This is a genomic window from Rhizobium sp. CRRU65, from assembly GCF_048551595.1.
GTDB classification, from domain to species: Bacteria; Pseudomonadota; Alphaproteobacteria; order Rhizobiales; family Rhizobiaceae; genus Rhizobium; species Rhizobium leguminosarum_J.
This window is the reverse complement of sequence record NZ_JBLYZH010000001.1, coordinates 250788-267185: the sequence shown is the minus strand read 5'-3', so window position 1 is coordinate 267185 and position 16398 is coordinate 250788. Positions and strand designations below refer to the sequence as shown.

The 16398-nt window shown below is 60.1% G+C and carries 20 protein-coding genes; 7 read left to right on the top strand and 13 right to left on the bottom strand.

Annotated elements, in window-relative coordinates:
- Together ACM5SV_RS01240 and ACM5SV_RS01235 are read right to left on the bottom strand one after the other, a co-directional pair.
- Entirely contained in the window at positions 1-315 is a 315-nt protein-coding gene (locus tag ACM5SV_RS01240) for a co-chaperone GroES (protein WP_017996377.1), read from the bottom strand.
- A gap of 232 nt (positions 316-547) precedes the next feature.
- The gene (locus ACM5SV_RS01235; RefSeq protein WP_128406107.1) at positions 548-748 is read right to left on the bottom strand and encodes a hypothetical protein; all 201 of its coding nucleotides are present in this window, start codon (positions 746-748) and stop codon (positions 548-550) included.
- Positions 749-776: 28 nt separating this feature from the next.
- On the opposite strand from ACM5SV_RS01235, the gene ACM5SV_RS01230 reads away from it, so the two are divergent.
- From ACM5SV_RS01230 to ACM5SV_RS01215, 4 genes are all read left to right on the top strand, one after another.
- Positions 777-1067, top strand: coding sequence for a hypothetical protein (locus tag ACM5SV_RS01230; RefSeq protein WP_003562874.1), 291 nt, complete (start codon positions 777-779; stop codon positions 1065-1067).
- 109 nt (positions 1068-1176) lie between these two features.
- Positions 1177-1533 (top strand): hypothetical protein, encoded by a 357-nt coding sequence (locus tag ACM5SV_RS01225; protein WP_003562872.1) that lies wholly within the window; start codon positions 1177-1179, stop codon positions 1531-1533.
- Between the two features lie 54 nt (positions 1534-1587).
- The gene (locus tag ACM5SV_RS01220) at positions 1588-1914 is read left to right on the top strand and encodes a DUF2934 domain-containing protein (protein WP_026157601.1); all 327 of its coding nucleotides are present in this window, start codon (positions 1588-1590) and stop codon (positions 1912-1914) included.
- Between the two features lie 5 nt (positions 1915-1919).
- Positions 1920-2336, top strand: a complete 417-nt coding sequence (locus tag ACM5SV_RS01215; RefSeq protein WP_003562869.1) for an HD domain-containing protein — start codon at positions 1920-1922, stop codon at positions 2334-2336.
- A gap of 99 nt (positions 2337-2435) precedes the next feature.
- Here ACM5SV_RS01215 and ACM5SV_RS01210 read toward each other — a convergent pair whose 3' ends face one another.
- Both ACM5SV_RS01210 and ACM5SV_RS01205 read right to left on the bottom strand, forming a co-directional pair.
- Positions 2436-2705: a hypothetical protein gene (locus tag ACM5SV_RS01210; protein ID WP_003562868.1), complete on the bottom strand. Its 270-nt coding sequence runs from the start codon at positions 2703-2705 to the stop codon at positions 2436-2438.
- A gap of 44 nt (positions 2706-2749) precedes the next feature.
- Positions 2750-3013: a hypothetical protein gene (locus ACM5SV_RS01205; RefSeq protein ID WP_003562866.1), complete on the bottom strand. Its 264-nt coding sequence runs from the start codon at positions 3011-3013 to the stop codon at positions 2750-2752.
- A gap of 216 nt (positions 3014-3229) precedes the next feature.
- On the opposite strand from ACM5SV_RS01205, the gene ACM5SV_RS01200 reads away from it, so the two are divergent.
- Complete coding sequence (locus ACM5SV_RS01200) at positions 3230-3736, top strand: HIT family protein (RefSeq protein WP_128406129.1); 507 nt, start codon at positions 3230-3232, stop codon at positions 3734-3736.
- Between the two features lie 47 nt (positions 3737-3783).
- Here the strand turns inward: ACM5SV_RS01200 and ACM5SV_RS01195 are convergent, their stop codons facing one another.
- The 7 genes from ACM5SV_RS01195 to ACM5SV_RS01165 form a co-directional block, all read right to left on the bottom strand.
- The gene (locus ACM5SV_RS01195; RefSeq protein WP_419424918.1) at positions 3784-5634 is read right to left on the bottom strand and encodes a DUF2264 domain-containing protein; all 1851 of its coding nucleotides are present in this window, start codon (positions 5632-5634) and stop codon (positions 3784-3786) included.
- 77 nt (positions 5635-5711) lie between these two features.
- A complete protein-coding gene (locus ACM5SV_RS01190) occupies positions 5712-6986 on the bottom strand; it encodes an ABC transporter substrate-binding protein (protein ID WP_419424917.1) in 1275 nt (424 codons plus the stop codon).
- A gap of 40 nt (positions 6987-7026) precedes the next feature.
- Positions 7027-7752, bottom strand: coding sequence for a YesL family protein (locus tag ACM5SV_RS01185; RefSeq protein ID WP_017996372.1), 726 nt, complete (start codon positions 7750-7752; stop codon positions 7027-7029).
- A gap of 20 nt (positions 7753-7772) precedes the next feature.
- On the bottom strand, positions 7773-8882 hold the full coding sequence (locus tag ACM5SV_RS01180) for an ABC transporter ATP-binding protein (protein WP_113547390.1): 1110 nt from the start codon (positions 8880-8882) through the stop codon (positions 7773-7775).
- Between the two features lie 15 nt (positions 8883-8897).
- On the bottom strand, positions 8898-10070 hold the full coding sequence (locus ACM5SV_RS01175; RefSeq protein WP_419424916.1) for a glycoside hydrolase family 88 protein: 1173 nt from the start codon (positions 10068-10070) through the stop codon (positions 8898-8900).
- A gap of 4 nt (positions 10071-10074) precedes the next feature.
- Entirely contained in the window at positions 10075-10911 is an 837-nt protein-coding gene (locus ACM5SV_RS01170) for a carbohydrate ABC transporter permease (RefSeq protein WP_419424915.1), read from the bottom strand.
- Complete coding sequence (locus ACM5SV_RS01165; RefSeq protein WP_221991010.1) at positions 10908-11894, bottom strand: carbohydrate ABC transporter permease; 987 nt, start codon at positions 11892-11894, stop codon at positions 10908-10910. Before ACM5SV_RS01165 ends, ACM5SV_RS01170 begins: the two co-directional genes overlap by 4 nt.
- Before the next feature lie 133 nt (positions 11895-12027).
- Here ACM5SV_RS01165 and ACM5SV_RS01160 point away from each other — a divergent pair, with 133 nt between their 5' ends.
- Both ACM5SV_RS01160 and ACM5SV_RS01155 read left to right on the top strand, forming a co-directional pair.
- Entirely contained in the window at positions 12028-13824 is a 1797-nt protein-coding gene (locus ACM5SV_RS01160; protein ID WP_419424914.1) for a heparinase II/III domain-containing protein, read from the top strand.
- 126 nt (positions 13825-13950) lie between these two features.
- Complete coding sequence (locus tag ACM5SV_RS01155; RefSeq protein ID WP_419424913.1) at positions 13951-14736, top strand: carbohydrate-binding protein; 786 nt, start codon at positions 13951-13953, stop codon at positions 14734-14736.
- Positions 14737-14766: 30 nt separating this feature from the next.
- Here ACM5SV_RS01155 and ACM5SV_RS01150 read toward each other — a convergent pair whose 3' ends face one another.
- The gene (locus tag ACM5SV_RS01150; RefSeq protein ID WP_012755420.1) at positions 14767-15777 is read right to left on the bottom strand and encodes a GlxA family transcriptional regulator; all 1011 of its coding nucleotides are present in this window, start codon (positions 15775-15777) and stop codon (positions 14767-14769) included.
- The gene (locus ACM5SV_RS01145; protein ID WP_017996366.1) at positions 15774-16352 is read right to left on the bottom strand and encodes an isochorismatase family protein; all 579 of its coding nucleotides are present in this window, start codon (positions 16350-16352) and stop codon (positions 15774-15776) included. The genes ACM5SV_RS01150 and ACM5SV_RS01145 overlap by 4 nt, the downstream gene beginning before the upstream one ends.
- Positions 16353-16398 lie beyond the last annotated feature (46 nt).

Genomic DNA, 16398 nt, shown 5'->3' with positions numbered 1-16398 from the left:
TCAGGCGGCCTGCTTCTTTTCACCTTGCGGTTCGATGATGCCCATCACGTCGCTTTCCTTCATGATCAGCATGTCTTCGCCATTGATCTTGATCTCGGTGCCCGACCATTTGCCGAACAGGATGCGATCGCCGGGCTTGACGTCGAGCGCCTGGATCTGGCCGGCGTCGTTGCGCGCGCCAGGGCCAACGGCGATGACCTCGCCTTCCTGCGGTTTTTCCTTGGCGGTGTCGGGAATGATGATGCCGCCCTTGGTCTTTTCCTCTGAATCGACCCGGTGGACGAGAATGCGGTCATGAAGCGGTCGGAACGACATGTCTTTCCTCCATCGACAAACAGTGATGACGTTGTTCCCTTGGAGAATGATGCCGAAAAGTGTGCGCGGTTTTCGGACGACATCAAGCTCTAACTCTTAGATTAGAACAGGATTCAGATTTTAGGCCGAGCAGGCCTAAAGTCATCCTGTTCTAACCGGACCGAATGACCAATCCGGGCGGGTGCTCGCGCGCGCGCCTTGCGAGAATGATTTGGTTCGATGGTTCTACAATTCAAGAGGTGATGGAAGAAAAATTGGCACTCTCTGCCGGTGAGTGCCAACGCTCGGCAGGGAACAGAAAATCGGCTCCCGCGTTCGAATAATGAAGGCGACGGCGTGGTGCCGGAGGCGAGTTCGAGCAGGATTGAGGCTTGAATCCGGATTTCGGCATTCCCAAATCTTTGGTGATCGAGGCTTTCTTAAGCTCGGTCATCGTCCCACGTCTTTTTGGAGTGAGTGACATGGAAGAGAAGACCAATATCATCAAAGACCTCAGTATCGAGGAACGCGAGGAAATCCTCGTCGATATCGCTCGTACGCTGGAGGACACGGCGCGCGAGGCCTTTGTCGAAGGAAATACGCATTTTGCGGCACTCTCCAACAACATGGCTGAAGCGATCCGCGTCAATGCCGATGAACTCGCCCGTGACGATCCTGAGAATGCCGAGTTGGTATTGCAGCAGGCAGCGGCGATGATCTCGCAATTCGAAGCCGTGCACCCCTATCGGATGGTGAGCATGGCTGTCCATTGACTGCCGGCGGCGTGGCCCCGCCTGGATCGCCCGCTCAAATCAATCACCACTCACGCGGAACTCTCACTGCCTGCGAAGGTTATTGGATCACAATATCGAAAGGTGATCCATGACGACTTTCAAATCCAGCGTGCCGCCTGAGAGCGGCACAGACGACGCGCGGTCCGCCGATACAGAACGGGCCGAGACCGATCGCAAAAGGGCATTGGAAACTGCCCGGCGCAACGCGAGGACGGCATTAGATCGCAATAGCGGCACGGAAACCCCAAGCCTGAAGCTTGCAAGGGAATATCTCAGCCTCGGCGGCCACCGCCGCTCCAAGATCGACGACAATATCACCGATGTCCGCCAATGGGATGAGGACCCGCCGGAGGCCGAACGGTTCTGGAAGGAACGGGTGGAGACGCTTCCAAAGGATCAACGCAAACAGGTGGAGGATTTTCTTCCAACCATCAACACGCCCTGAAAGGCGGCCGGGCCGCTCTTCGGAGGGCTCATCCTAATGCGCTTGGAGGAGATCATGGCCATAGACAAGCACGAGCAGATACGCCAGCGCGCCTACGAAATCTGGGAGGCCGAGGGCCACCCCGATGGCGCTGACGAGCGCCATTGGCTGCAAGCCTGCGACGAACTGGCCGGCGAGGATGAGCATGAGACGCTGCAGGACCTGCTCGATGAAGACGACAGGGACGATGCGGCGCTGCTTCAAGGCGCCGGTGAGAGCGGCGACTTCGATCGGCCACGAGCGAGGCCGGTTCAAACAGCCGTGGCTCCGGTCCCTGACGTCGAGATGACGACGGGCGAAAAGCCTTTCCGGCGGAAAGTGAAGAAGACCGAAGGGCCGTGATCGCCATGCAGCATCTCGACCATGCCATCCAGATCGCTCTTACGGCCCATAAAGGCCAGGCGGACAAGACCGGCCGGCCATTCTTCGAGCACTGCCAGCGGGTAGCGCTTCTGGTTTCCGGCGACGAGACACGAACGGTCGCCTACATTCATGATGTGGTCGAGAAGGGCAGCGGGTGGACGCTCGACAGGCTGAGAGAAGAAGGCTTTCCGCCGGCGATCATCTCCGCGGTGAATGCTTTGACACGGCGGCCAGATGAGCCGGATGACGACTTCGTCAGACGTGCGGCATCAAACCCGCTGGCCCTGTCCGTCAAACAGGCCGATCTTGAAGACAATCTCCGGCAGGCCGAACAGAGCGGCAAGAAAACGGAAAAATACCAGCGCGGCCTGGATCTCTTGCGCGACATCAGGAGCGGATAATAGGAACTCGGACAAATTTGCAGTCGCTAGCCATTGCCATCAAGGTCGGCAATCGGCCGAGCGCACACTACCCGCCTGCATGTCATGCACTGAGAGCGGTCACGCCTTGTTGGTAAACCACACCGTCGGCGCGCCGAGCACGCCTCCCGTGCGCATCGCCGTCTTCAATTCGTCCAGCTTGCTGAATGCTTGCGCCGCTTCAAGCGTGGCGAACTCGTGGGTGACGGTAATATCGTTCGGGTTGTCGATTGCTCGATAAACGGCCTGCGCCGTCACCCCATTGGCCTTCTGCACCGGCGAAAAGGTATCATATATCTTGCGCCAAGCGGCGTAGTCGGAGACCTCGTGCCGCACGAATAATGTCGTCATGTCATCCTCCCGCGTTGCATTTCCAAGACTCGTTAAGACGTGTGTTACGATTGAACGAGGAACATCATGGTTTCGGGCAAGACGCCATCACTCGCCATCGCATCTGCCGCTGCCTTGGTCTGCATGAAGGCCATCAACTTTTCCATGTCTGCAACGTCCATGACCAAGCCGACGCGGTTGGAGTTTTGAGGGTCCGTAAACGTGCGAATGTTCGTGACGCCGTTGGGTTCCAATACTTGTTTGCGGATTGGTGAAGCGAGCCAGTGTTTCGTGTCGTTAACGTCGTGACAGATCATTATGGTAGGCATTGCGTCCTCCTCCCAAGATTTCGGAAACTGAAAGCTGAGTATGCTGCTGCGCTTTGCCGGATTTCATTACAGCAATGTTGTGAAGAGTGGGTCTTTCTTATTCATTAGTTGAAGATGTAAATATAACTATTGAGTAATCCGAAAATATTATGTTCTTCAGCCGGGTTGCCGCGCCAAAATTCCGGAAGTTTGCGACCGCCATTGGAGAGGTTCAGAATCATCGAACGCCAACCATTTGATCTCGAGGCCTATGTGCACGACATCGGAACAACACCATGCTTTATCTGCAGCTTGGTCAGGAACGACCCGGCCTTCTATCATCATCGCGTTTTTGAAGACCACGAGACGATCATTTTCCTGAGCAAATATCCCACTCTACCGGGCTATTGCCTCGTCTGTCCGAAGGAGCACCGTGAGGATCTGGCGCGGGACATGTCGACGGATGAATATCTTCGACTTCAGGAGAAGGTGCATGTCTTGTCGCGCGCCCTCAAAAGTGTGTTCGACGCCGAGCGAATTTATGTGCTTTCGCTCGGCAGCCAACAAGCCAACAGCCACCTGCATTTTCATGTCGTTCCCTTGCCCTCAGGTGTGCCTCTTGAAAAGCAGCAATACCATGCACTGATGGCGGAGCACGGGGTTCTGCAGATCCCTGACGATCAAATGGCCCAGCTGGCGCAGCGCATTGGTGAAGCATACCGGTTCGAGTTCACCGCACGATAATCAACCGTCTGGCCCGCGGTCGAAACCCGGAAGCCGGTGCCTCCAAGCTACATCCCGAGGGCGAATGCCGGCACCTGTACGCCTTTCTCGCGGAAGAGCCGCTCTACCTCGTCGAGGCGGGGACGGGCTGGCGGATTATCGAGCGCTTTTGCCCAGTTCTCACGGCTGGGCAGGGCCATCGCGGCGGTCACCAGCACGATGGTGCCTGCGCCGATGTTGCCGCGCAGCTGCGGCAGTAGGGTCTTGGCGTGGATGAGATTGGTGTTCGGGATCGGGCTCATCGCATGGCCGGCCCTTGGATTGGGCGATAGATCGACGATGGCGCTGACGTCGGTCTGCCCGTACCAGACAGCCCGGCCATCCCTTGCATCGGAGCGGTCGGCATTGAAATCCGCGCGCTCGATCGCAAAACCGCCCTCGATGGTGCTGAGTGTGCGTGGCGTGGCGATGCGGTGAATGCGGATGTGCCACGGATTTTCAGGAAGCAGCCAGGTTTCGATAGTGACATCGCTCCAGGGGCGCCAGCGCGAATAGAGCAGGTCGCCTGCGATCAACGCCTCTTCGAGGGTTTCGCGCATGCGGAAATGGACGCCGTCGTCGGAGAGGCCGAGCATGCCGTCGAAGCTTGCGGCGGAGAAATTCCGGTCGTCGGCTTCGACGTTGAAGGCGTAGCGGGTGGAATAGACGAATTTCGAATATTTCTCGTTTGCACCGAGCATCTTGTCGTGCTGCTGCCCTGAGGAGAGCACGACCACGTTTCCCGGCGTGTGCATGGCGACCATTCCCGCCGGCTTCAACGCAACCGGCTCCGGAAATTCCGGCTGCGACGCCTCCTCGGCCGCCCAGAAGGGATGATCCCCCGGAAGGGCGAGCGGCAGGAAGAATTTCAGCGCCCAATAGGGCGAGCCGGGAGAGTTGTAGCTCTCGCTCATGAAGAGGTTCGGATAGCCATAGCCGACCGAAAGAACGCCGTCGCGATCGGCAATCGGCATCGCCGCCCACCAGCGGATATGGCGCATGTAATAGCCCTTGATCTCGGCCCAGGGCAGGGCTTCGACACCGGCAAAGGCAAGCGCGCCCCAGAAACCTCCCGCCGCGAAGCGGTAGGTCTGGCTGCGGCCGAAGGCAAGGGCTGCCCCATCCGGGCCGAACCAGTGGCGGATATCGCTGGCGAAGATCTCGGCGCGATCGCGGAAGCGATCCTTGCGCGCCTCGTCGCCCTTGGCCAGGACGGCATAGATCATTCCGTAGAAATGCATGGCAAAGGGAATGTAATGATCGACCCGCCGAACCGGCCCGTCGCGATACCAGCCTTCTCCGAGGTCGAAGGCCTCCAGTTCGTCGAGATAGGCGAGGGTTTTCCAGTGATCGAACGCCACGCCCACGCGTTCCAACCCGAGATCGATGAGCACACGGAAGAATTTCCAGTTATTGTCGATGAATTCCAACTCGCGCGCTCGAAGAAGATAGGCAGCGACCGTCTTCTTCTCGCTGTCGTTGAGCGGTTCCCAGATGTGCTCTGGCACAAGCGCCAGGGCGAAGCCGACCGCGGCGAGCTCGACCAGCCGCTGATTGCGATCGGCAAGATCGCCCCAATATTCGGGATGAGCAGGATTGGTGCCGTTTGCCAGCCCGCGGCGATAGAGATCCCAATGCGGGAACGCGCCGCCGCCGGCAACGAGCGGAACGATCCCCCAGAGCGGCCGCGCAAATCCCTCCAGATCCGCCGCCGCCCGATCGAAGATCGCGCCGGCTGCGCCGAGGCGCACACGGGCGCCGCCTTCGGAAAAATACGGCAGCAGCGGCTCGAAGAGATCGGTGACGGCCTTGGCGAGGTCGTCGCGTGTCTTCAGGGGATTGCCGAAAAGCGGATTGGCCCGGGCGGGATCATATATCATTGTCAGGCTCGAAATTCATGAAAAACAGGATCGGCCGCGGGCAGATATTGCCCGCGGCCGTCGACATTTCTGGACGCCTACTTGATCGCCTTCACGCCTTCGGTCATTTCCTTCAGCCCGTCATCGACGGAGGTGCTGTCAGTCATGATCGCGTCATGCACCCGGTTGAGCACGACCTCGATCTTGGCGGCGTTCGGGTTGACCGCCATCTCCAGATAGGTTTTCGACGGCTTCAGCGCCTCCTTGCTGGCCGCATCCTCAGGAAATCCGGGTGTTGCCGCGATCTTGGCGCTGACATCATCCGTCTTGAGCGCAGGGAAGGTGCCCGTCGACGCGATAACTGCTGCGCCCTCAGGACCGGTGACAAACTTGATGAAATCGAGCGCGGCATCCTTGTGGTCGGAATTGGCGTTGACCGCCAGGCCGGAAATCTGCGCAGCGGTCGTGCCGGTTGCCACACCGTCGGGATGCGGGAACTTGACGATGCCCCAGTTCCTGCTCTTCGATTCACCCGATTTCACCTTGGTGATCTGGGTGCCGACGAACCAGGTTCCCATCGGCAGCATGCCGATCGTGCCATTGAAGAAGAGCGCCGAATAATGTGTGTTCGACGTCTTCAGGAAGGCATAGGAGGGAATCGCGCCATCCTTCTGCAGGTTCAGCGCCCTCTCGTACCATGGCTTCAGGAAGCCGTAGTCGCCGTCAACAAGCGTGTGTTTTCCGTCGAGGATGGCAGGCAATTGAACGGTTGACCGCCAGGTATGCAGAAGCGCGCCATAGGTCTTGTTGGTGCCCATGCCGCCCGAAAGCTTCTCGGCGGTCTCGTCGAACTGCGCCCAGGTCATGTCATTGGTGGGGTAGGGGACGCCTGCTTTGTCGAATATATCCTTGTTGTAATAGACGACCCAGAAGTCGGAGCGGAACGGCAGGGAGTAGATCTTGCCATCGATGGTCAGTTCCTCGATCAGGCCGCCAAAGGGAGCCGAGTCGATCTTCTGATCCTTAACGAAGCCGCTGAGATCGGCGATGTTACCGGCGCGCACCAGATTGGTGTAGCCCGGCACATCCTTGATGGTGACGATGTCGATGTCCTTGGAGCCGCCGGTCAGCTGCGTCGAGATCATCTGCTGATAGTCTTGCGAGCCGAGGTCCATCGGCTCGAACTTCACGTTGGGGTGTTTGGCCTGATAGGCCTCGATCAGAGGCTTGTAATAGGCGGTCTTGTCCCAATCCCACAAAGCCCATTTGAGCGTCACGGCGTCCTGGGCAAACGCTGCCCCGGTCGTCATCGCCGCCAAGGTGAATCCTGCCACGGCAAGTTTCACCGTCCCCCCGAATTTATCCAAATACATTCCCGTTCTCCTTCCCTGGATCATCTCTGGATCAGTTATTTTATGAAGCGTCTCGTCTATGCGGTTCGCTGTGCGGCTGTGTTGCGTTTGGCAGGTCTAGAACCGTCACCGCCGCCCGATGGACGCCGAATGCGACGGCGAACATTCCGAGTGAAAAATTGAAGGTTGCCGGCATGAACACCGAAACCGGATAGAAGAGGACATGCGCCAGCCAGAGGCCGGCGGTAAAGGCGAGTGCGGCGAGCGCCGGGAGCGGACGGATGACGGAGGCGAGCGCGGCGAGGCGCAGCAACCTCAGAGCCGGTAGATCGCGCATCACCATCAGAACGATGAGATGGCAGGCGAGAACCGCGATGAAAGCGGTGGCGACGAGGGCGATCGTCAGCGGTGCGCTGAGCAACAGATTGTTGCGCGCGCCTGCGGCATAGGTGACGATCGCATAGATGCCGATCGCGAGGGCGCCGCCCAACGCCAGGCCCCAGCCGGTGGCGCGCCAGAAGTAGCGCAGAAAAGCTTCCGTGAAGTCCCTGAGCAGATAGGTGTTGCGATCTTCCACCACGGCGACCGAGACCCGGGCCATGGCGGCGAGCGCTGCCGGCAGCGTCACGACGAAGAGGGCGGACAGGATGAAGAGGATGTTCAGCTTAACCATCTCCCACCACTCGCGGACGAGGATCTCGGCGAACAGGGCAAGGCCGGTCCTCTTCGGCGCATCCTTCGGAATGCCCGGTCCCTCCCTCGTCCACATGTCCCGCAACCACTGCATTGCCGTCTCCCGCAGGCGTCTCAGTATAGAATCGAGCGTTCCGTTTCCTTGTCGAACAGCTGCGCATTGGTCATATCGGCGACCAGCACCGCCTCCTCGCCGATATCAGGCCGGTAGCGCGGCGAGACGCGGGCGATCAGATTGCGACCGCCTGCTACCATGTTCAGGTGCACTTCCGATCCCATCGGTTCGGCAAGTTCCACGACCGCCTTGAGAGGCGCCAGGTTCTCGGGCGCGATGTCGGCCGGCGGCAGCTCGTGGAAATTCTCCGGACGGATGCCAAGCACCAGTTCGCGGCCCTCGTAGGGGGCGATCCTGCTTTTGTCGAAATGGGCAGGCAGCGGCAGTTCCCGGCCGTCGAAGACGGCGACGTAGCCGTCGCCCCGGCGCAGAATGGTCGAGGGCAGCATGTTCATCTGCGGCGCGCCGATGAAGCCGGCAACGAACATGTTGACGGGGCGGTCATAGAGGTTCTGCGGCGTATCCACCTGCTGGATGTGCCCGTCCTTCATGACGACGATCCGGTCCGCCATGGTCATAGCCTCGACCTGGTCATGGGTGACGTAGATGAAGGTGGCGTTGAGGCGCTTGTGCAGCTTGGTGATTTCCGAGCGCATCGTGCCGCGCAGCTTGGCGTCGAGATTGGAAAGTGGCTCGTCGAGAAGGAAGACGGCCGGATTGCGCACCATGGCGCGGCCGAGCGCGACGCGCTGGCGCTGCCCGCCCGAAAGCGCCTTCGGCTTGCGGTTCAGGAGATGGCTGATGTCGAGGATCCTGGCGGCGTCCTGCACCTGGGCATCGATGAAGTCGCGCGACACCTTCCTGAGCTGCAACCCAAAAGCCATGTTCTTGTAGACGGTCATATGCGGATAGAGCGCATAATTCTGGAACACCATGGCGATATCCCGATCCTTGGAAGGGACGTCGTTCATGACGTCGCCGCCGATCTTGAGCTCTCCTCCCGATATTTCCTCGAGGCCGGCGATCATCCGTAGCGTCGTCGATTTGCCGCAGCCCGACGGGCCGACCAGAATGATGAATTCCTTGTCTGCGATCTCAAGGTCGATGTCGTGGACGACGGTGAGCGCACCGTAGCTCTTGTTCAGCTCTTTAAGCGAAATGCTGGCCATCGAGTTCTCCTGAATTCACCAATAGGAAGACCAGTTGCGCGAAAGGCGCGTCAGAGCTTCCATGTAATAATAGTCTCCCCAGGAGACGCATTCATCGACGCCCTCGCCGCGGCAGGTGTTGAACGGCGATTTCTTCGAATAGGTGGCGTGCAGCACCAGGCCGTTGGAGACGGTGGGATCCTTGACCGCATAATGATCCGCAAGGCTCTTCATCATGCGGCGCGCCAGCGTGCGATAGCGTGAGGCCGGTTCCGGTTCGACGAGATCGGCCATCTCCAGAAGGCCGCAGGCGGCGATCGAGGCCGACGAGCTGTCGCGCGGCTCGCCATCGCCATCCGAAAAGACGAGATCCCAATAGGGCACCATGTCGGCCGGCAGCCGGTTGAGATAGAAGGCAAGCAACCTGTCGAAGGTTTGGCGATATTCCTCGATCCGCTCATAGCGATAGGAGAGCGCCATGCCAGCGATTGCCCAGGCCTGTCCGCGCGCCCAGGCGCTATCGTCTTTGTAACCCTGTTTGGTGGCGCCGCGCACCGGCGCTCCGGTGACCGGGTCCAGATAGAAGGTGTGATAGGTGGAATCATCCGGCCGAACCGAGTTGGCGAGCGTGGTGCGGGCGTGAATGAGCGCGATCTCGCGGTATTTCGGATCGCCGGTCTCGCGGCTTGCCCAGTAGAGAAGCGGCAGGTTCAGCAGGCAGTCGATGATGTAGCGGTATTCCTCCGCCTTGCCCTTGCGGCCCCAGGCCTGGATGAACTGACCGACGGGCTGGAAGCGCTCGATCAGCTGGTCGGCGGCCAGGATGGCGGCCCTGCGGCCATCCTCGTCTCCGACGAGCTTCCAGGCGGCGATGCAAGAGGGCGAATAGAGAAAGCCCATGTCGTGATGATCGGTCTCGATGCGGTTCACGATCCGATGCAGGAATGACTGGACTTGGACCTGCGCGGCATCGCGGAAAACCGCCTCGCCGCTGTGCTCGAAAGCGAGCCACAGCTCGCCGGGCCAGAAGCCCGCTGTCCATTGGTCGTTCGCCACCGCGGGATAGAAATTTCCGACGCTCGAATGGTTCTGCGAGGCATGGGTGAATTGGGGGAGGTTGCGCCTGATCTGCTCGACGGCAAGATCGAGCGCGGCTTTGACCTCCGGATCGGTGATCGGCTGTGGGGCGACGGACGAGACGGCGTTCATGGATTTAACCCTTCAGTCCCGTCGAGGCTATGCCCTCGACGAAGAAACGCTGGAGAGAGAGGAATACGACGAGAACCGGAATGAGGGCGACAACGGAGGCAGCCATGATGAGCCCGTATTCGGCCGAATATTGCGAGATGAACATACGCAGGCCGATCTGGACGGTCTTCAGCTCGGTCTTGGTCAGGTAGATCATCGGCCCGAGAAAATCGTTCCAGGTGGTGACGAAAGTGAAGATCGTCAGCGTCGAGAGTGCGGGCTTCGACAGCGGCAGCATGATACGCGCCCAGATCTGGTACTCGTTCATGCCGTCGATGCGAGCCGCCTCGCAGAGCTCGGTCGGGATCGACATGTAGAACTGCCGCATCAGGAAGACACCGAAGGCGGTGAAGGCCTGCAGGCAGATCAGCGCCAGATGGGTGTTGTTGAGGCCGAATTCACGCATCAGCAGGAATTGCGGCACCATATAGACCTGCCAGGGCATGGCGATGGTGGCGATGTAACCGAGAAACAGGGTGTTCTTGTAGGGGAAACTCAGCTTGGCAAACGCGTAAGCCGCAAAGCTGGAGGTCAAAAGCTGCAGCAGCGTGACGATGATCGTCAGCTTCGACGTGTTGTAGATGAAGAGCGCGAGCGGGATCTTCGTCCAGATATCGACGTAGTTATGCCATTGCGGCTCGGACGGTATCCACTCGATCGGGAAGGCGAACACGTCGCGGCTGAGCTTCAGCGATGCCGAAAGCATCCAGGCAAACGGCATCAGCATGATGAGCGTGACGGCGATGACGATGGCGTAGATCGCGACCGATCTGACGGTCACCTTGCGTCCTGCGATCCTCATTCACCATCCTCCCTCTGGCGCCGGAACTGGAAGACGGTGACCGCGAGCACGAGGAAGAACAGAACGAGCGCAACCATGCTGGAATAGCCGAGATCCCAGGAAATGAAGGCCTCGTTGTAGATGTGGTAGACGAGGACGAGCGTCGAGGTGCCAGGCCCGCCCTGGGTGATCATGTAGATCTGGTCGAACACCTTGAAGGACTGAATCGTCAGCATCACGGTGACGAAGAAGGTCGTCGGCCCGAGCTGCGGCACGGTGACATGGATGAACTTCTGCCAGGAATTGGCGCCATCGAGATCGGCGGCCTCATAGAGCTCCGAATTAATGCCCTGCAGGCCGGCCAGATAGATGACCATGTAATAGCCCATGTTCTTCCAAATGCCGAAGAGGATCACCGTCACCATCGCCCAGTGGCGATCGGCCGCCCATCCCGGCATGTTCTTGGGATCGAGGCCGAGCGTGTAGAGGATCATGTTCACCGGTCCCATCTCGGGATTGAAGATCATGTTCCAGACGACCGCGACGGCCACCAGCGAGGCGACATAAGGGAAGAACATCGCCGTGCGGAAGAAATCGCGCCCCGCGATCTTTTGATTGAGGAGAACGGCGAGGCCGAGCGCGCAGATGAGCGTCGCCGGCACGGAAGCGACCGTATAGATCACCGTGTTCCAGAACGCCGCGATAAAGGCCTTGTCCTCGAAGAGCCGCCAGAAATTATCCAGCCCGGCGAATGTGATCGCATTCGAGCCGTCCCAATGCATGAAGGCGAGCACGAAGGCGAACAGGATCGGGCCGAGCGTGAAGACGGCAAAGCCGATGAAATTCGGCGCAATGAAGGAATAGGCGACGAGCGCGCTGCGGATCCTGCGCTGCCGCTTGGACAAGGCCGCGACTTTTCGGCTTGGGATTGCCGGAGCGCCATCCGTCGCGATGACCGAATTCGATAGGGACACCGATGCCTCCTCTTCCTCCCGCAACCACATAGCACATATCGGGTATTGGTCAAACAAGTTCTGGATAGGTCATACGAATGTTATAGAAAGCGCGAAATACATATGATAGGTGAGCATGCAGAGACCAAACGACCATCGATGCTTTTCCGGTACGGGGAGGGACATGTTCAGCGAGATTTCAGGGGAGCTGCCGGATGTGCTGGGCGATTTTACGCCCGGGGCGGTCGGCTCCGATCGCCTCAGATGGAGCACTGTGCCGCAAGCGCTACGGGAACTGGTCATTGGCGAGGCCGAAGAGACGGTTGCGCGCGCCTGGCCGCTGATTGCGGCCTCGGATTACCGGGAGTTCACCGAAACCGGCAACCGCGCGCGCTTCGAGGAGCTTTATTTCACGCGGCGGCGGATGCTGAACAATCTGGTGCTCGGTGAACTCATTGAAGGCAAGGCGCGGTTCCTGCCGAAGATCGTCGACGGTATCTTCCTGATCGCGGAGGAGAGCGGCTGGCAGCTGCCGGCGCATAACGCCTATGAACGAAGCGGCGCGCGCCTGCCGCTTCCCGACAATTCGCAGCCTGTCGTCGATCTCTTCGCCGCCGAAACAGCCGCCCTGCTTGCCACCGTCGTCGCATTGTTTCGCGACGAACTCGACGGCATCAGCCCCGAGATTACGGCACGCGTGGAGCGCGAGATCGAGATCCGAATCCTCTCGCCCTATCTCGGCCGGCATTTCTGGTGGATGGGCCGCGGCGAAGAGCGGATGAACAACTGGACGGCATGGATAAGCCAGAACGTCCTGTTGACGGTTTTCTCGCTGAAAACAGATCAGCCCACGCGTCACGCCGTCGTCAAAAAGGCGCTCGGCAGCCTCGACGCCTTCCTGAAGGACTATGCCGAGGACGGCGCCTGCGAGGAGGGCGTGCTCTATTACCGCCACGCCGCGCTCTGCCTGCATGGTGCGTTGACCATCCTGGACGCCGTGGCGCCCGGCCTGTTCGCCGGGGTCTGGCAGCAGCCGAAGATCCGCAACATGGCCGAATATATTGCCCATATGCATGTGGCCGGCCGCTACTATTTCAATTTCGCGGATTCCTCCGCGGTGGTTGAACCCTGCAGCGCGCGGGAATACCTGTTCGGACAGGCGGTCGGCTCTGAGATGCTGGCTGAGTTCGCCGCAGCCGACAGAGCCGCTTCCAACAATTCGCATATACCCCGGGAATGGAACCTCTGGTATCGCGTGCAGGAACTGCTGGCCGGCCCGACGCTTCCCGCTGCCGCCCCGCCGCATCCTGCATCCCGGCGCGATATCTTCTATCCCGGCATCGGCCTGTTCATCGCCCGCGACGAGCAGTTTTCGCTTGCCGTCAAGGGCGGCAACAATGGCGAGGGCCACAATCACAACGATGTCGGGAGCGTGACGCTCTACAAGAGGGGACGTCCGTTCCTGATCGATGTCGGCGTCGAGACCTATACCGCAAAAACCTTTTCGGCGCGGCGCTACGAGATATGGACGATGCAGTCGGCGTTCCACAACCTGCCGACATTTGCAGGCGTCATGCAGTCGGCCGGCGAAGCTTTTGGCGCGCGCGATGTCGAGGTCGGGTTTGACGAAGGGAGCGCGCGCATAGCGCTCGATATTTCAGACGCCTATCCCCCTGAAGCGCAGTTGCACAGCTATCGGCGCGTTGTTTCCCTGCTGCGCGGCCGCCATGTCGAGATCGTCGACACCTATGACGGCGGCAAGCCGGCGGTCCTGTCGCTGATGACATGCCTGGCGCCGACCGTCGGCCCGGACAGGATCGATCTCGCCGATCTCGGCAGCATTTTCGTCGAGGGCGCCGGCGAGATCGAAATCGACGAGATCGTCGTGGAGGACGCCCGGCTGAGATCGGCCTGGCCCGAGAAAATCTACCGGTTGCGCCTGCCGTTTGCCGGCAGGCTGCTGAGATTGCGGATCGTCTAGAACAGGATGATTTCAGGCCGGGTCGGCTTAAAAATCTGAATCCTGTTCTAAAATTAAAGAGTTAGAGCATGATGTCGTCCGAAAATCGCTCACGCTTTTCGGCATCATGCTCTGGGGAGGGCGAGCATGGAATTGACGCTGAAGATCGTGGATGCCGGTGGGGCGGTGCTGGCGAGTTCCATCGGCCGGGACGAGACGTTCCTGGTCTATCGCCAGAGCTATCGCGAAGGCGATCGCGTGGTCGTGGAGGTCTCCGAGCCCGGACATGTCTTCCTCTCCCTTGATGGCGCGGTCCAGCCCGGCCTGGTCTATATGAAGGAATGCGCCTATTCGCTCGCCGTGCCCTTCGGCGATAAGCGCAAGCCCTATTCGCCGAATGCCTTCAGGGGCGATATCCACCGGCTTTCAGCGCGAAGCACACGCCCTGACGAGATCGTCCATCGGCGCAATCTCGCCCTCAACCCCTGGGACGATCACGCCAATCGGGCTCTGTTTCCGCATGCGCGCGCCAACGTCGAGACCCGCGGCGAAGCGGTCTTTGCCGCGCGCAACGCGATCGATGGCGAGAAGGCCAACGATGATCACGGCTTCTGGCCCTATACGAGCTGGGGCATCAATCGCGATCCGCAAGCAGCACTGACGGTGGAATTCGGTAGGCCGGTCAGGATCGACGAGATCGTTTTCTATCTCCGGGCCGACTTTCCGCATGATTCCTGGTGGGAAAAGGCCAGCGTCACCTTCTCGAATGGCAAGACCTCCTGTTTTTCGCTGGTGAAATCGGGTGTTGCGCAGGGCTTTACCATAGAACCCTGCATCGTCGAATGGGTGGAACTCCACGGCCTGATCAAGGCCGAGGACGCCTCGCCCTATCCGGCGCTGACCCAGATCGAAATCTGGGGAATCGAGGTGTAGGGCATCGGCCCGTCCGTCCTTCCTCTTGTGCTATGAGCCTGTAGGTAGCCTCGACCGTGCCGCACTCGGTGGGCCGTCATTCAGACGGTTCCAGGCGCGGCGGAGTTGCCGCGCCGAGCCGAAGCCGGCGCGCATCGCGACAGCCTCCATGTCCAGCCGTGAACCGGCGAGCATCTCGCGGGCAAGAGCCACGCGCATACGGTTGACGAAATCCGTCACGCTCATGCCCGTCTGCTCGTTGAACAGCCGTGAAAGGTTGCGCGGGCTGGCGCCGCTGAGGCGGGCGAGCGACACCACCGACCAATCCTCAGACGGGTTGGCGGCCACGGCATCCTGTGCACGGTGAATGACCGGGTGGATATGGTTGCGACCTTCGAGCCAGGGTGAAAGCTGCGGATCCGATCCGCCGCGCCTGAGATAGACGACAAGATATCGTGCCACCGCAAGCGCACACGCGTGCCCGGCCGCTTCGGCAACGATATGCAGCATGAGGTCTATGCCGGCGGTGATGCCGGCGCTGGTGAGGCGATCTCCATCCTCGACATAGAGCCGGTTGTCCCGGACGCGCGCGGTGGGAGCGAGCCTCGCCAGATCCTCTATGCAGCCATGATGGGTGGTGCAATCGCGGCCATCGAGCATGCCTGCCTCGGCAGCGAGCAATGCGCCCGAGCAGATCGAGACCAGACGAATTCCCGGGCGAATGGCGTGCCTCAGCCATGCGACGATGGCAGCCTGGTCGGCGCGCTCCTGTTCGTTCCCTGGCGCGCTGTTTTTCATCGGGGCATCGGCGCTGCCAGCAATGATGACAAGCGCGGTATCGGGCAAGCTCTCCGGCAATGCGGCGACTCCCGTAACGGCAAGGCCGATCGAACTGCCGACCGTCGCCGATGGGCCGATATAGGCGACGGTAAAGCGCACTGTGCACTGTTCGAGGTTCGCCTTGCGCAGCACTTCGATGGGGCCGGCGACGTCGAGCAGCAGCACGCGCGGCGGCACGACGACGAAGACCGGAATATCGAAGGGCTGCGCGGCGTCCGTCATGCGGCGAGTGACTTTCCACGCCCCGCCAGGGCCTGGTCGACGGTCGCGATCCGAGCAAACCGGCCCGACAGGACCAATTCGGTCCGGTCCCGGATTTCCTTGGCGCTCCAAGTGCGTCCTGTGGCGTCGGTCATCGGGAAGGTCAGCGTCGCTTCGCCGACATAGTCGACTTGATAGCCGAGATCGGAGGCATGACGGGTCGTGGTCTCGCAGCACTGTTCGGTGCGGATGCCGGAGACGAGGATACGACGGACGCCGTTCTCGGTCAGCCACACGTCGAGACCGGAACCGACCAGGGCGCTATGGCGCCTCTTCCTGAACGTCGCCTTGGGGGCGATCCTGAGCGGAGCGAGTGTGCTGACGAACCCGGATGCTTCCGAAAACGGGCCGTTTTCATCGACATGGAAGATTTGGATGATGGGTATCCCATCGGCTTCCGCGCCGTCGATCAGAGCCTGCTGACGATCGATATAGGCGGAGGCGAGGTTTTCATCCCAGTAATCGCGGTGTCTGAAAGACTCCTGGGCGTCGATAACGAGAAGGACAGTATCATGGCCGGACATTTTTTGCTCCATCCAGGTTGATTATGAAGTCATATTCGGCGATTTGAAGACAGAGGAA